General features: G+C 72.9%; 14 protein-coding genes and 1 pseudogene. 11 read left to right on the top strand and 4 right to left on the bottom strand.

Annotated elements, in window-relative coordinates; genetic code table 11:
* Window positions 1-22 precede the first annotated feature (22 nt).
* From ACFYOH_RS19640 to ACFYOH_RS19630, 3 genes are all read left to right on the top strand, one after another.
* Window positions 23-493, top strand: coding sequence for a hypothetical protein (locus ACFYOH_RS19640; protein WP_388627090.1), 471 nt, complete (start codon window positions 23-25; stop codon window positions 491-493).
* A 256-nt stretch (window positions 494-749) separates the two neighbouring features.
* Window positions 750-1,313: a hypothetical protein gene (locus ACFYOH_RS19635; protein WP_388627089.1), complete on the top strand. Its 564-nt coding sequence runs from the start codon at window positions 750-752 to the stop codon at window positions 1,311-1,313.
* 237 nt (window positions 1,314-1,550) lie between these two features.
* Complete coding sequence (locus ACFYOH_RS19630) at window positions 1,551-2,270, top strand: YcnI family protein (RefSeq protein WP_388627088.1); 720 nt, start codon at window positions 1,551-1,553, stop codon at window positions 2,268-2,270.
* A 100-nt stretch (window positions 2,271-2,370) separates the two neighbouring features.
* On the opposite strand, the gene ACFYOH_RS19625 is transcribed toward ACFYOH_RS19630, so the two are convergent.
* Entirely contained in the window at window positions 2,371-3,135 is a 765-nt protein-coding gene (locus ACFYOH_RS19625; RefSeq protein WP_388627087.1) for a CDP-alcohol phosphatidyltransferase family protein, read from the bottom strand.
* A 107-nt stretch (window positions 3,136-3,242) separates the two neighbouring features.
* Between ACFYOH_RS19625 and ACFYOH_RS19620 the strand changes: the two genes are divergently transcribed.
* From ACFYOH_RS19620 to ACFYOH_RS19600, 5 genes are all read left to right on the top strand, one after another.
* A complete protein-coding gene (locus ACFYOH_RS19620; RefSeq protein ID WP_388627086.1) occupies window positions 3,243-4,232 on the top strand; it encodes a dehydrogenase in 990 nt (329 codons plus the stop codon).
* A gap of 111 nt (window positions 4,233-4,343) precedes the next feature.
* The gene (locus ACFYOH_RS19615; RefSeq protein ID WP_388627085.1) at window positions 4,344-4,742 is read left to right on the top strand and encodes a 6-pyruvoyl tetrahydropterin synthase family protein; all 399 of its coding nucleotides are present in this window, start codon (window positions 4,344-4,346) and stop codon (window positions 4,740-4,742) included.
* Window positions 4,739-5,926 carry a glycosyltransferase family 4 protein gene (locus ACFYOH_RS19610; RefSeq protein ID WP_388627083.1) on the top strand — a complete coding sequence of 396 codons (1,188 nt, stop codon included), beginning with the start codon at window positions 4,739-4,741 and terminating at the stop codon, window positions 5,924-5,926. The genes ACFYOH_RS19615 and ACFYOH_RS19610 overlap by 4 nt, the downstream gene beginning before the upstream one ends.
* Before the next feature lie 248 nt (window positions 5,927-6,174).
* The gene (locus ACFYOH_RS19605) at window positions 6,175-7,164 is read left to right on the top strand and encodes a class I SAM-dependent methyltransferase (protein WP_388627214.1); all 990 of its coding nucleotides are present in this window, start codon (window positions 6,175-6,177) and stop codon (window positions 7,162-7,164) included.
* 26 nt (window positions 7,165-7,190) lie between these two features.
* Window positions 7,191-8,699, top strand: coding sequence for a lysylphosphatidylglycerol synthase transmembrane domain-containing protein (locus ACFYOH_RS19600; RefSeq protein ID WP_388627082.1), 1,509 nt, complete (start codon window positions 7,191-7,193; stop codon window positions 8,697-8,699).
* Here ACFYOH_RS19600 and ACFYOH_RS19595 read toward each other — a convergent pair.
* Window positions 8,585-9,355: pseudogene (locus ACFYOH_RS19595) on the bottom strand (creatininase family protein); the annotation flags it as partial. The gene ACFYOH_RS19600 and the pseudogene ACFYOH_RS19595 sit on opposite strands and share 115 nt — an antisense overlap.
* Window positions 9,356-9,393: 38 nt before the next feature.
* On the opposite strand from ACFYOH_RS19595, the gene ribA reads away from it, so the two are divergent.
* Complete coding sequence (gene ribA / locus ACFYOH_RS19590; protein ID WP_388627081.1) at window positions 9,394-10,065, top strand: GTP cyclohydrolase II; 672 nt, start codon at window positions 9,394-9,396, stop codon at window positions 10,063-10,065.
* A 57-nt stretch (window positions 10,066-10,122) separates the two neighbouring features.
* Here ribA and ACFYOH_RS19585 read toward each other — a convergent pair whose 3' ends face one another.
* Window positions 10,123-11,346, bottom strand: a complete 1,224-nt coding sequence (locus ACFYOH_RS19585) for a serine hydrolase domain-containing protein (protein WP_388627080.1) — start codon at window positions 11,344-11,346, stop codon at window positions 10,123-10,125.
* Between the two features lie 175 nt (window positions 11,347-11,521).
* Between ACFYOH_RS19585 and ACFYOH_RS19580 the strand changes: the two genes are divergently transcribed.
* Window positions 11,522-11,971 carry a PPOX class F420-dependent oxidoreductase gene (locus tag ACFYOH_RS19580; protein WP_388627078.1) on the top strand — a complete coding sequence of 150 codons (450 nt, stop codon included), beginning with the start codon at window positions 11,522-11,524 and terminating at the stop codon, window positions 11,969-11,971.
* Between the two features lie 16 nt (window positions 11,972-11,987).
* Here ACFYOH_RS19580 and ACFYOH_RS19575 read toward each other — a convergent pair whose 3' ends face one another.
* A complete protein-coding gene (locus ACFYOH_RS19575; RefSeq protein WP_388627077.1) occupies window positions 11,988-13,028 on the bottom strand; it encodes an NAD(P)-dependent oxidoreductase in 1,041 nt (346 codons plus the stop codon).
* Between ACFYOH_RS19575 and ACFYOH_RS19570 the strand changes: the two genes are divergently transcribed.
* Window positions 12,970-13,566 carry a TetR/AcrR family transcriptional regulator gene (locus ACFYOH_RS19570; protein WP_388627076.1) on the top strand — a complete coding sequence of 199 codons (597 nt, stop codon included), beginning with the start codon at window positions 12,970-12,972 and terminating at the stop codon, window positions 13,564-13,566. The two genes, ACFYOH_RS19575 and ACFYOH_RS19570, sit on opposite strands and share 59 nt — an antisense overlap.
* The last annotated feature ends 144 nt before the right edge of the window (window positions 13,567-13,710 follow it).

Here is a 13,710-nt window from a genome sequence, read left to right as displayed (position 1 = left end):
CGAACCCACCTCCGCCGCCCCGGTGGTGCTGCGCCGCCATGACCGCCGCAGCCTGCGCGGTTGGGCCCAGCGCGTCGAGACGTTCCACACGGAGGACCGCCTCGACCGGCTCCACGAGCTGACCGGCGGCTGGCCGCTCCTGGTCGGCCGGGCCCACCGCCTGCACACCGAACTGAGCGACCCCGACGAGGTGTTGCGCCACCTCGCCGGCCTGCGCACGGACCGGGCCCAGGCCCGCGCCTTCGCCGAGGCCACCGGCGTGTGCGCGGACCCGCTGCTGGCGGCCGGGTACCGGGCGTTGGAGGAGGAGTTCAAGGACGGCTCGTTCGACTGGGAGAGTGCGCTGACCGCCGTCGCGATCCAGGGGGAGGTCGACGAGGACGAGGCCCGCTGGATCGTGACGTGCCTCGACGCCCTTCACGTCTTCGACCGCGAGGGCACTCAGCTGCGCCTGGAACCGCTGCTGCGGGAGTGCGTGGCGCTCCACGCGTGACACCGGCCGACGGAGTGGGGACACGTACCGGCCGCCCGAATACCTGGGCGGCCGGTACGGCTCACGGTCGGTTCCTCGTCGGCCCGGCTCAACCCGCACGAGCCGTTCCGAGGCTCGGTAGCGTGTGCGCCAGGAGCGAGGAGAGGGGTCGGCGCGATGACGGACGGCTTGGGGTGGATCGGCGAGCACTGGTACAGCGGTGCGATCGTCAAGGACGGGATGCTCTCGGACATCTGCCTCACGGCGGTGCGGGGGCGTGGACCCGGTGGACTTCGTGGTCCGCCTCGGCGCGGACCGCCGCATGGCCGAACGGCCCGCACAATTCGAGGACTTCGACAGGCTGAGCGTGGACCCGGGCGACAGCGTGGCGATGTTCGGCCGCAGCGGCGAGTGGGCGTACGTCCTGGAGGTCGAGCGGTCCACCTGGCACCTCATCTTCCTCGACCGGCTGGGCCAGGACACCCTGGTGGGGCAGGGGACGGAACTCGTCTGCCTGGACCGCTTTCTGCACGAGTCCCCGTGGGTGTACTACGGCGACGCAGCCGGCGAAATGAGGTCCATCGAGCCCGGCGAGAGCCTGCTGGAGACGGCGTTCCCGCTCACGGACCAGCTCGGGGCGTTCGCCGCACTGGATGCGGCCATGCGCCGGGCTGGGGCGGTGCGGGAGACCTTCCCCGGCTGCGAGGACCCCGAGGACGAGGACGAGGAGTTGGCGAGGCGGCTGTTCGGCGCGGTGGGCGAACAGCTCGGGCTGTCGCTGCCGCGTCGGGAGATCGAGCAGGGGCTGCTGCCCGCGGTGCACCTGCCCTCGCCCCTGTGAACCGGTAGCAGCGGGGCCGCCGCGCCCTCTCGGCGCGGCGGCCCCGCTCTCAGCAAGGCGGTGCTATCGGTTGTTCGCGGTGCCCGTCGATCATGCCCCGTGCGTGCCGGCGGCCTCCCAACCGCTGCGCCTGACCGTACTGCGGCACGCCGTCAGCAGACGTGGACCCCCGACCCCGATCCCGTACTCGTTCTGACCCTGAACACCAACGTCATCCGTACGGAGATCGACTCACACATGTCCGCATCCACATCACATCTCATCGGCCGCAGCGCCGGAACCGTCGCCGCCCTCGCGGCGACCACGGTCCTGCTCGCCGCCGGTGCCGCCTCCGCGCACGTCACCGTCCATTCCGAGAGCTACGCCAAGGGAGCCACCGACGGCGTGCTGACCTTCCGCGTCCCCAACGAGGAGGACAGCGCCTCCACCACCAAGGTGCAGGTCTTCCTGCCCACCGACCACCCCGTGCTCGGCGTGCTCGTGCACCCGCAGGACGGCTGGACCGCCAAGGTCACCACCAGCAAGCTCAAGACGCCGGTCAAGACCGACGACGGCACCATCACCGAGGCCGCCTCCGAGATCACCTTCAGCGGTGGGAAGATCGGTGCCGGGCAGTACGAGGACTTCACCGTCGCCTTCGGCCAGCTTCCGGACGATACCGGACAGTTGGTCTTCAAGACCCTGCAGACCTACTCCGACGGCAAGGTCGCGCGCTGGATCGAGGAGCCGACCGGCGGCGACGAGCCGGAGAACCCGGCGCCGGTGCTGAAGCTGACGGCCGGTGACGCGAGCGGTGCACCGGCGTCCGCCAAGACCGCCTCCGCCTCCGCCACCAAGACCGCCGACGCGAGCGACTCCACGGCCCGCGGCCTCGGCATCGCCGGCCTGGTCGTCGGTGTGCTCGGGCTCGCGGCCGCCGCGTTCGCGCTCGTACGGAGCCGGGGCGCGCGGTCGTAACCAGCGAGGACGTCAGGAAGGCCCGGACCGGCAAACGGTCCGGGCCCTTCCCGATGCCAGGGGTCCCGATGCCAGGGGTCCCGATGCCAGGGGCCGTCGCTCAGCGCCCCACCAGCTCCAGCACCTTTCCCCCCTCGGCCACCGCCTCCACGGAGATGCGCGAGGTGCGCCACAGCCACCGCACGTCCCGGCCGAAGGACCACAGCAGTGAGCCCAGGGCGACGAGTACGACCGCCAGGTTCGCCAGGTGGGGGAGGAGTTCGGCGCCGGCCAGGAGCAGGGCGATGCCCTGGATCGCGGCGACGGTCTTGCGGGCGAAGGACGGCGGCAGCGGGGCGTTCAGCCAGGGGGCGATCCGGGCCGCGGCGACGAAGGCGTAGCGCATGCCGCCGATCAGCAGCACCCACGGGCCGAGTTGCGTGGACACGTACACGCTCAGCACCAGGATCAGGAACGCGTCCACCTCCATGTCGAAGCGCGCGCCCAGCGCGGTCGACGTCCCGGTGCGGCGGGCCACCTTGCCGTCCACCCCGTCCAGCAGCAGCGCCACGGCGGTCAGGCCGACCAGCAACGTCACCGGCGGCGTGCTCTCGAAGGAGTCCGCGACCAGGGCGGTCACTCCGCCCACCAGGGTGGCCCGGCCGAGCGTCACGCGGTTGGCGGGGCCGAAGGTGCGCAGGCAGGAGCGATGCAGGGCCCGGGACAGGACCGCCCAGGTGGCGAACGCGAACGCCAGGCCCGTGAGCCAGCCGGCCGGCCCCATGCCTATCGCCGTCCCGAGCAGGGCCAGCAGCAGGAGCTGTATGCCCGCTCCCACCGCGGTCTCCTGCTGAGGCCTGGCGTCATACGTGTTGTTCAGGGCCACCGCACACCCTCCGGCCGAGTGACAGAGTCGATCAACGCCGCGTACTGTGCGCGGCCTGTGCACTTCTCGGTACGTGAACAACTTCCCTACTGTTCAGGAGGATGCCGATGAACCGCTCGGCCCGCGCGTTCTGGCTTCGCTCACCGGGCCACGGCGAGCTGCGCGACATCACCCTCGCGGAGCCCGCCGAGGACGAGGTCCTGGTGCGCGCCCTGTACTCCGGGGTGAGCCGCGGCACGGAGACGCTCGTGTTCCGGGGCGGGGTGCCGGAGAGCCAACACGCCGCGATGCGGGCGCCGTTCCAGGAGGGCGACTTCCCGGGCCCGGTGAAGTACGGCTACCTCAGCGTCGGCGAGGTGGAGGAGGGCCCGGACGAATTGGTCGGGCGTACCGTTTTCTGCCTGTATCCGCATCAGAGCCGTTACGTCGTTCGGGTGAACGCCGTGACCGTCGTGCCCGAGCGGGTGCCCGCCGAGCGGGCCGTGCTCGCCGGGACGGTGGAGACCGCCGTGAACGCCCTGTGGGACGCGGCGCCGCTGATCGGCGACCGGATCGCGGTGGTCGGCGGCGGCATGGTCGGCTGCTCGGTGGCCGCCCTGCTGGCCCGCTTCCCCGGCGTCCGGTTGCAGCTGGTCGACGCCGACCCCGAACGCGCCAAGACCGCCGAGGCGCTCGGCGTGGACTTCGCGACGCCCGACTCCGCCCTCGGCGACTGCGACCTCGTCGTGCACGCCAGCGCCACCGAGGCCGGTCTCACCCGCGCGCTGCAACTCCTCGCTCCCGAGGGTACGGTGGTGGAACTGAGCTGGTACGGCGACCGGCGCGTCGCCCTGCCGCTCGGCGAGGCGTTCCACTCCCGCCGGCTCACCGTGCGCAGCAGCCAGGTCGGCAGCGTCTCCCCGGCCGCCCGCGCAGGCCGCGGTTACGCCGACCGGATGGCGCTCGCCCTCGACCTGCTGGCCGACCCGGCGCTGGACGCGCTCATCACCGGGGAGAGTGCTTTCGACCAACTCCCGGACGTCATGCCGAGGCTCGCCTCGGGCGAGATCCCCGCCCTGTGCCACCGGATCCGGTACGCCGGGACGGGCCTGACCTGAGAAGAGAGTGAGAGTGGGCTGAACACGGGGAACCGAAGAGCCGTACTACACGGCATCCCCCGGCGGGTAAGGACAGGGGGACCAGACGCGTCGTACCTGGAGGGTCGTCCGTTGTTCAGCATCACCGTCCGCGATCACATCATGATCGCCCACAGCTTCCGCGGCGAGGTGTTCGGGCCCGCCCAGCGCCTGCACGGCGCCACGTTCCTCGTGGACGCCACCTTCCGCCGCGAGCAGCTGGACGAGGACAACATCGTGGTCGACATCGGCCTGGCCACGCAGGAACTGCGCCTCATCACCGCGGAGCTCAACTACCGCAACCTCGACGACGAGCCCGACTTCGCCGGCGTCAACACCTCCACGGAGTTCCTCGCCAAGGTCATCGCAGACCGGCTCGCCGAACGCGTCCACAAGGGCGCGCTCGGCGAGGGCGCCAAGGGCCTCGCGGGCATCTCCGTCACCCTGCACGAGTCGCACATCGCCTGGGCGAGTTACGAGCGTGGCCTGTGACCGGGGCGACCACGGAGCGGTCACGGCTGTCCTACGTCCCGGCGCAGCTCACAGCCGCTGCCGTCGAGAAGGCCGGAATCATCCCCATGTCCCTGCGCACCGTGCACTTCGTCCTGCCGGGCGGCATCGACGACCCGGCCGCGCCGAGCGGCGGCAACGCCTACGACCGCCGGGTCTGCCTGGACCTGCCCGGCTTCGGCTGGCAGGTCACCCGGCACACCGCGCCCGGCTCTTGGCCGCGCCCCGACCAGGCCGCCCGCGACCACCTCGCCCGCACCCTGGGGGACCTGCCGGACGACGCGGTGGTGCTGCTGGACGGGATCGTCGCCTGCGGCGTCCCGGAGGTCGTCACCCCGCACGCCGACCGGCTGCGCCTCGCCGTGCTCGTCCACCTCCCGCTGGGCGACGAGACGGGCCTCGACCCGGCCGTCGCCGCCGACCTCGACGCCCGCGAACGCGCCGTGCTGCGCGCCGCGCCCGCCGTCGTCGCCACCAGCGACTGGGCCGTACGGCGGCTCGTCTCCCATCACGGACTGGCCCCCGAACGGGTGCATGTCGCCGCGCCCGGCGCCGACATCGCGCCCCTCGCGCCCGGCACCGACGGCGTCTCCCGGCTGCTGTGCGTGGCCGCCGTCACCCCGCGCAAGGGCCAGCACCGGCTCGTGGAGGCCCTCGCGGCGGTACGGGACCTGCCGTGGACCTGCGAACTGGTCGGCGGACTCGGCCACGATCGCGCGTATGTCGCACAGTTGCGCGAGACGATCGCCGGTTACGGCCTCGCCGACCGGCTGCACCTGACCGGCCCGCGCTCCGGCGCCGACCTCGACGCCACCTACGCCGCCGCCGACCTGATGGTCCTCACCTCCTACGCCGAGACCTACGGCATGGCGGTCACCGAGGCCCTGGCCCGCGGCATCCCGGTGCTCGCCACCGACGTGGGCGGCCTGCCGGAGGCCGTCGGCCGCGCCCCCGACGGCGGGGTGCCCGGCATCCTCGTCCCGCCGGAGGACCCTGGCGCGCTCGCCACCGAACTGCGCGGCTGGTTCGGCGAGCCCGACGTACGCCGCAGGCTCAAGTCCGCCGCCCGCGGCCGCCGTGCCGCGCTCGACGGCTGGGCCGCGACCGCCCGCAGCCTGGCCGGAGTCCTCGCACGGCTCCCCGAAGCTCCGAGGAGGGCGGCATGACCGCGCAGGAGACCACGACGAACGGCATGGCGTCGATCCCGGCCCAGGCCGGACCGAGGGAGGTGGGTCCGGTGCGCAGGGCCGAGGACGAGCGGAACCCGGCACGCGAGGCCGGTCACGAGGAGCTTGAGGTCCCGGGCGGTCCGACGGCTTCGGAGGCGTCCGGTACGGGGGAGGAGGGGGGCGCCCTCGGGGCGGCGAACGGTACTGCGGCCCCGGGTCGAGAGGCGGTGTCCGGAAGGAGCCCCGTGACGCGCGGGACGGCGGCGGGCGGTGCCGGGCGGTTCGACGGCGCTGCCGACGACGGGGAGCGCGCTGCGGATGCCTCGGTCGTCGCCGGGGCCGGGCCCGTAGGCCGGCCCGGTGAACGGGCCACCGTACGGCTGCGGCACGGTGAACCCGAGGAACCGCCCCGGTACGCGCCCGAATGGCTCAGGTTGCGGGAAGGGGCCGACGCGGCCGCCCGCGCACAGGACCTGCTGGACCCCTTGCGGATCCGGCTGGCGAACCTGCCGGGCCGCACCGGCGCGCTCGCCGTGCACGACCTGGGCTGCGGCACCGGCTCCATGGGGCGCTGGCTCGCGCCCCGCCTGGACGGCGCCCAGCACTGGGTCCTGCACGACCGCGACCCCTACCTGCTGCACTTCGCCGCCGTGGGCTCCCCGCACTCCGCCGCCGACGGCAGCAGCGTCACCGTCGAGACCCGGCGCGGTGACGTCGCCCGGCTGACGCCGGACGCGCTGGCCGGGGCGGCGCTGGTCACCGCCTCCGCGCTGCTCGACGTGCTCACCCGAGAGGAGATCGGCACCCTCGTCGACGCCTGCGCCGGGGCCGGCTGCCCCGCGCTGCTCACCCTGTCGGTCGCCGGATGCGTCGAACTCACCCCGGCCGACCCGCTGGACACGGAGATCGCCGAGGCGTTCAACGCCCATCAGCGACGCGCCGGGCTGCTCGGCCCGGACGCGGTCACCGTGGCCTGCGAGGCGTTCGCCGCACGCGGGGCCGCCGTACGCGTGCACCCGAGCCCTTGGCGGCTCGGCCCCGAGCAGGCGGCGCTGACCGAGCAGTGGCTGCGCGGCTGGGTGGGCGCGGCCGTGGAACAACGGCCCGAACTGCACGACCGCGCCGAGCGGTATCTGCGGGACCGGCTCGCCGCATGCACGGCCGGTGAGCTGCGGGTCGTGGTCCACCACAGCGACCTGCTGGCGCTGCCCCGGCCGACGGGCGGCGCGTCATGAGTTCGCGGCCGGTGACGCCCTCCGGCATGGCACACGCACGCGTGCACGATCCGGGAAGGGGCCACGCGCACGTGCAGGACGGCGGTCCGGCGGATGTGTGCGTGTACGGTGCCGGCACGATCCACGCGCGCGTGCAGCGTGGAGGCACGGCGCAGGCTGAACGACCGTCCTCGCACCGGGAGCCGTCGTCGTACTCGCTCCTGGTACCGCCGGCCGCTGAATCCACCCCCGAGCCCTCGCAACCTCCGCAGGCCCCCGCCCCCCGGCGCCCGCGCTTCCGTGCCCTGCGGACGCACTTCGGCACCGCTGCCGGTGCGGTCATCCTCGGGGCCCTGTTGTGGCGGCTGGGTACGGGCGTGCTCGTCGACGGGCTGCGGCGGATCGACACGGTGACGGTGCTGGCCGCGCTGGGCATCGGCGTGGTGACCACCGTGCTCAGCGCCTGGCGCTGGCAGTTGGTGGCCCGAAGTCTGCGCATCCGGCTGCCGCTCGGCCCCGCCGTCGCCGACTACTACCGGGCGCTGTTCCTGAACGCGGCGCTGCCCGGCGGGATCCTGGGCGATGTGCACCGGGCGGTCCGGCACGGACAGAGCGCCGGTGACCTGCGGCGCGGGGTGAAGGCCGTCGTACTGGAACGCGTCGCCGGGCAGCTCGCGCTGGCCGTGCTCGCCGTGGCGGTGCTGCCGACGCTGCCGTCGCCGGTGCGCGCCGAGGCCCGCGACTTCGCTCCGCTGGTCGCCCTCGGGTTGGCCGGCGCGCTCGCCGTCGTCCTGGCCGTGCGGATGAACCACGCGTCCGCCCGCCGGGCCGGTGGTCTGCGCACCGCCCTCGGCGAGGCGCGCCAGGGCCTGTTCTCCCGCCGGGGCGGGCCGGGTGTCGCGCTGTCCTCGGCCGTCGTCCTGGCCGGGCACGTGGCGATGTTCGTCGTGGCGGCCCGGGTCGCCGGCTCCGCCGCGTCCGTCGTGCAGCTGCTGCCGCTCGCCGTCCTCGCGCTGGTCGCCATGGGGCTGCCGCTGAACGTCGGCGGCTTCGGGCCCCGCGAGGGCGTCACCGCCTGGGCGTTCGGCGCCGCGGGGCTCGGTGCGAGCACCGGAGTCGCCGTCGCCGTCGTGTACGGCGTGCTGAGCTTCGTGGCGAGCCTGCCCGGCGCCGTCGTCCTCGCCGTGCGCTGGTACGCCGGCCTGCGCGCCGACTCCGCCACGGCGGACCCCGCCACGACCGATCCCGCCACGGCGGAGTCCGCCAAGACGAACCCCGCCAAGACGGACAGGGCCGCGCCCGAACCGACGGACCCCGACCCGGTCTCCGCGCCCGACGATCCACGGCCCGCGCCGCACCCCGCGCCCGCGCCCGCGCCCGCACAGGGCGACGCACCCGGACAGGGCACCGGGTCCGCGAAGGACTACCCGCGCCGCGCCCCGGACGTGAGCAATGCGAAATACGACTCGAAGGATTCCGCCAGGCTCGCCAGCAGTTCCTTCCCCTTTTCCGCCGACCCCAGGGAAGGACGGCCGATGACGCCCGATTCGGTATAGGCGGACATTCCCACTGTGAGCAGATGACGACGGTCGTCAGCGGTGAAATCGGCGGACTCGTAACCAGGGCGGACGAATTCGGGATGAGCGTGCAGAAGAATCGAGGTCTCGATTTCCCCAGCGTGCATGTCGGTGAGCAGCGAGGTGCGCACCCCCGCCCGTTCCCGGGCCGACTCCCAGTCCTCGGCGGCCGGGAACAACGCCATCCGCTCACCGCGCGCGAAGGCCTCCTGGACGACGTTGCCGAGCACGTAGTTGCCGCCGTGCCCGTTGACCACGACGAGCGCGTCGACGCCCGAGCGGCGCAGCGACGCCGCGATGTCCGAGACCACCGCATGGAGGGTCACGGCGGAGATGCTGACGGTCCCCGGCCAGTCCGCGTGCTCGTGCGAGCAGGAGACCGTCACCGGCGGAAGGAGGTGCACCGGGTACGCGGCGGCGATCTCCCGCGCCACGGCGCAGGCGACGAGCGTGTCGGTCGCCAGCGGAAGGAACGGACCGTGCTGTTCGAAACTGCCCACGGGAAGGACGGCGACCTGTGCTGAAACGCCCGCCCCCCGCGTCCGTACCTCTTCGGTGGTGTCCGTCGGCAACACACCGTACGCCACGCTGTTTGTCTCCCCACCTGCCGCCGCACGCGCGCCCGAACCACTCATCGTTTCACGGCCTTTCGTCTCTGCTTAGGAATCAGATCATGACAGAAAACTCCGGCGTCAACATGGGCGTACTCGGCAAGAAGTCCCCGCGGCGTTCGGGCGCGGAACGCGTCGTGAATGCACCGCTGCCCACCGTGTACGGGAAATTCCAGGCGATCGGCTACCTGGACCACGACCGCGGTGACGAGCAAGTGGCCCTGGTGTACGGGGACATCGGCGCCGAGAACGTGCTGACCCGGCTGCACTCCGAATGCCTGACCGGCGACGCGTTCGGCTCCCGGCACTGCGAGTGCGGTGACCAGCTGGAGGCCGCGCTGCGTGCCGTCGTCGCCGAAGGCAGCGGGATCGTCGTCTACTTGAGGGGCCACGAGGGCCGCGGCATCGGACTGCTCGCCAAGCTGCGCGCCATGGCCCTCCAGGCGGAGGGCCTGGACACCGTGGAGGCGAACCTCGCGCTCGGCCTGCCCGTCGACGCCCGCGACTACGGCATCGCGGCTCAGATCCTGCACGACCTCGGGGTGCGCTCGGTACGCCTGATGTCCAACAACCCGCGCAAGCGGGAGGCGCTGGTCCGGCACGGCATCCAGGTCGCGGAGCAGGTGCCGCTGCTGATCGAGCCGTGCGAGAGCAACATCACGTATCTGCGCACCAAGCGGGAGCGGCTGGACCACATCCTGCCCCATCTGGACGCCGTCGCCCACGGCTCCTGAAGCCGGCCGCTCCGGCGTCCGCCGCCTCCCCCCACGGGCGGCGGGCGCCCCCCGCGGTCAGTCCATCAGCGCCTCGTGCACCAGCCGCCGCAGCTCCGGGAAGATCTTCAGCGTCTTCGGGCGTACCTGCGTCATGAACTGGACCGTCAGCTCATGGCCCGGATCGACCCAGAACGCGGTCGTGGCGGCACCGGTCCAGCCGTACGTGCCGAGGCTGGAAGGGGCCAGGGTGCGAGACGGGTCGGTCACCACCGAGACGTTGAAGCCGAAGCCGAGCCCGTCGTTGCCGGGCTCCTGGTGAGCCGGGGCGCCGAAGGAGCGCAACGTCGCGTCGCCGGGCAGCTGGTTGCGGGTCATCATGCCGACGCTGTCCGCCGACAGCAGCCGTACGCCGTCCAGTTCACCGCCCCGGCGCAGCATCTCCATGAACCGGTGGAAGTCGTACGCCGACGAGACCAGCCCCCCGCTGCCGGACAGGAACCTCGGCCGTCCGCGCACCGGCAGCCCCGGCACCGGCTCGATGCCGCCCTGTTCGGTCTCCCCGTACAACTCGGCGAGCCTGCCCGCCTGTTCGGGTTCGATGTGGAAACCGGTGTCGGCCATGCCGAGTGGGCCGAGGATCCGTTCGGTGAAGAACGCGTCCAGCGGCTGCCCGGACACCACCTCGACGACCCGGCCCAGCACGTTCGAGGCGACCGAGTAGTTCCACTGCGCGCCCGGGTCGAACTGCAACGGCATCCGCGCGTACACCTCGACCGTCTCCGCCAGATCGGCGCCGGGCGGCACCGAGTACTCCAGGCCGGATTCCCGGTAGAGCGCGTCGACGGGGTGCTTGTAGTAGAAACCGAAGGTCAGGCCGGCGGTGTGGGTGAGCAGATGCCGGATCAGGATCGGGCCGGCGGCCGGGCGGGTGCGCATGTCGGCGCCCGAACCGCCGTCGTACACACGGGGGTTGGCGAACACCGGCAGATGGCGTTCCAGCGGGTCGTCCAGGTGCAGCGTGCCCTCCTCCACCAGCAGCAGTACCGCGACCGCGGTGACCGGCTTGGTCATGGAGTAGATCCGCCACAGCGTGTCCGCCTCGACCGGCAGCCCGGCCGCGACATCGCGGCGGCCGTACGTGCTGAGGTGGGCTACCCGGCCGCCGCGCGAGAGGGCCACCAGAAAGCCGGGCAGCCGCCCCTCGTCGACGTAGTGCGCGATCTGCCGGTCCAGGCGGTCCAGCGCCTTGACGTCCAGCCCCGCCTCGCCCGGGTCGACTTCCTGCCGCAGCCGTGCCATCGCTCTCCTCCCGTCGCCTGCAATGCGATGCACCCGGCTGCCCGCCGTGACGCATCCGCTGCTCATCGTCGCCCAGGAACCCCACCATGGACCCGTTCATCAGCGGTGTTTGTGATCGACGCGACGCAGGGCGGTCGCGGGAATGCGTGGCCCGCTCCGTCGAGTTGACCGTGTCATGAGCGAAGACTCCACCTCGGCCCCCACGCAGGACGCGCTGCTCGAACTGCTCGCCGAAGGCGACGCCGGCGTCCTGATCACCCTCAAACGCGACGGCCGCCCCCAGCTGTCCAACGTCAACCACGCCTACTACCCCGACGAGCGCGTCATCCGGATCTCCGTCACCGACGACCGCGCGAAAGCGCGCAATCTGCGCCGTGACCCCCGCGCCTCCTACCACGTCACCAGCGCCGACCGCTGGGCGTTCACCGTCGCCGAGGGCACGGCCGAACTCTCCCCGGTCGCCCAGGACCCGCACGACGACACCGTCGAGGAACTGATCCGCCTGTACCGGGACGTGCAGGGCGAGCATCCGGACTGGGACGATTACCGGGCCGCGATGGTCCGCGACCGCCGCCTGGTGGTGCGGCTGCACGTCGAGCGGGCGTACGGTATCCCGAAGCGCTGACCCGCCCCGGCTCCGGCTACGACGCCCCGGCGGTCCGTGTCTCGATCGCTCGCAGTACGGCGACCATGTCCTCGCCGCCGTACCCCTGGGCCACCGTCTCCTCGAACAGGGTGTGGCACAGGTCGAGGAGCGGCGAGGCCAGGTGTGCCTTGCGGGCCGCCTCGGCGATGAGCCGGTTGTTCTTCAGGACGTCCAGCGCGGCCGCCTGCACCGCGAAGTCCCGGTCGAACAGCTTCGGCGCCTTCATCCGGGAGACGCCGCTGGCCATGGGGCCCGCGTCGAGGACGTCCAGGAACAGCCGCCGGTCCAGGCCCTGACGCTCGGCGAAGTGGAACGCCTCGGTCAGCCCGGTCACCTGGGTGATCAGGAACAGGTTCACCGACAGCTTCATCAGCAGCGCGCTCGGCGCCGGGCCGCACACGAACGTCTCCCGGCACATCGGCGCGAGCAGCGGCCGTACGGCGTCCACGGCGTCCGCTTCCCCGGCGAGCATCGCCACCAGCTGCCCCTCCTCCGCCGGTACCCGTGATCCGGAGACGGGTGCCTCGACATAGCGGCCGCCGGCGGCCCGGATGTCCGTCTCCAGGGCGTGGGAGTACTCGGGGGAGGTGGTGCCCATGTGGACGACCGTGCGCCCGGCGACCCGGGCCGCCAGCGCGGGTGTGCCCCGGCCGAGGACCGTGTCGACGGCGGCCTCGTCGGCGAGCATCAGCAGCACCACGTCCACCCGGGCGAACACCTCGTCGGCGTCCGCGGCGACCGTGGCGCCGGCCGCGCGCAGGGGTGCGGTGCGTTCCGGGGTCCGGTTCCAGACCACCAGGGGGGTGCCGGCGGACACCAGGCGCTGAGCCATGGGCCGGCCCATCACTCCGAGACCGATGAAACCGACGTTCACGGGGACCGTCCTTCGCTGCGCCAGCCGACTATGACCGCGGTCATAGTAGCGGCCGTTATGACGCTGGTCATAGAGTGGGGAGGCGAGGATCTGGAGGTCGACGATGAGCGAGACGCGACACGGGCCGCGGGAGCGGATGGTCTTCAGCGCGGCCCAGCTCATCCGACGTGACGGTGTCGCCGCGACCGGCATGCGGGAGGTCGCCGCGCACGCCGGCGCACCGCGCGGCTCGCTCCAGCACTACTTCCCGGGCGGGAAGGAACAGCTGGTCAACGAGGCGGTCGGCTGGGCAGGCCGGTATGCGGGCAAGCGCATCGCGCGCTTCCTCGCGGGGCTGGAGGAGCCGACGCCGAGCGGTGTCTTCGCGGCGATGGTCGCGCAGTGGACCGACGAGTACGCGGCGCACGGTTTCGCAACCGGTTGCCCGGTCGCCGCGGCCACCGTCGACTGTGCCTCGGCCGGCGGCTCGACCCGTGAGGCCGTGGCCGCCGCGTTCACCACCTGGCGGACTCCGCTCGCCGAGGCCCTGACCGGCATGGGCGTCCCCGCGGCCCGCGCCGAATCCCTGGCCACGCTGATGATCAGCACCCTGGAGGGCGCGATCCTGATGGCCCGCGCCGAACAGGACACAGGGCCCTTGGCCACGGCGGTACGGGAACTCGGGCCGCTGCTCGACTCGGCGGTGGGCCCGCCGGGGTGACGCCACGGAGGCCACCGGCCGGGTGGGCGTGACGGTGGGCGTCGGTCCGGGGTGGGCGCGGCCGGGGTGGCGGGCGTGGGTGGTCGGGGCGATGGGGTGGTGGCTGCGGTGGGCAGCTCGTGTGGCGGATGGGGCGGATCGTGC

The organism is Streptomyces sp. NPDC007856 (assembly GCF_042868225.1).
In the GTDB taxonomy this organism is placed as follows: Bacteria; Actinomycetota; Actinomycetes; order Streptomycetales; family Streptomycetaceae; genus Streptomyces.
This window is presented reverse-complemented; position numbering and strand designations above follow the sequence as displayed.

What these genes read in the sequence shown, in the direction of transcription:
- ACFYOH_RS19630 (WP_388627088.1), top strand. Translation starts at nt 1,551, where the DNA reads ATGTCCGCATCCACATCACATCTCATCGGCCGCAGCGCCGGAACCGTC.
- ACFYOH_RS19620 (WP_388627086.1), top strand. Translation starts at nt 3,243, where the DNA reads ATGAACCGCTCGGCCCGCGCGTTCTGGCTTCGCTCACCGGGCCACGGC.
- ACFYOH_RS19600 (WP_388627082.1), top strand. Translation starts at nt 7,191, where the DNA reads ATGGCACACGCACGCGTGCACGATCCGGGAAGGGGCCACGCGCACGTG.
- ribA (WP_388627081.1), top strand. Translation starts at nt 9,394, where the DNA reads ATGACAGAAAACTCCGGCGTCAACATGGGCGTACTCGGCAAGAAGTCC.
- ACFYOH_RS19585 (WP_388627080.1), bottom strand. Translation starts at nt 11,346, where the DNA reads ATGGCACGGCTGCGGCAGGAAGTCGACCCGGGCGAGGCGGGGCTGGAC.
- ACFYOH_RS19580 (WP_388627078.1), top strand. Translation starts at nt 11,522, where the DNA reads ATGAGCGAAGACTCCACCTCGGCCCCCACGCAGGACGCGCTGCTCGAA.
- ACFYOH_RS19570 (WP_388627076.1), top strand. Translation starts at nt 12,970, where the DNA reads ATGAGCGAGACGCGACACGGGCCGCGGGAGCGGATGGTCTTCAGCGCG.
- ACFYOH_RS19575 (WP_388627077.1), bottom strand. Translation starts at nt 13,028, where the DNA reads ATGAGCTGGGCCGCGCTGAAGACCATCCGCTCCCGCGGCCCGTGTCGC.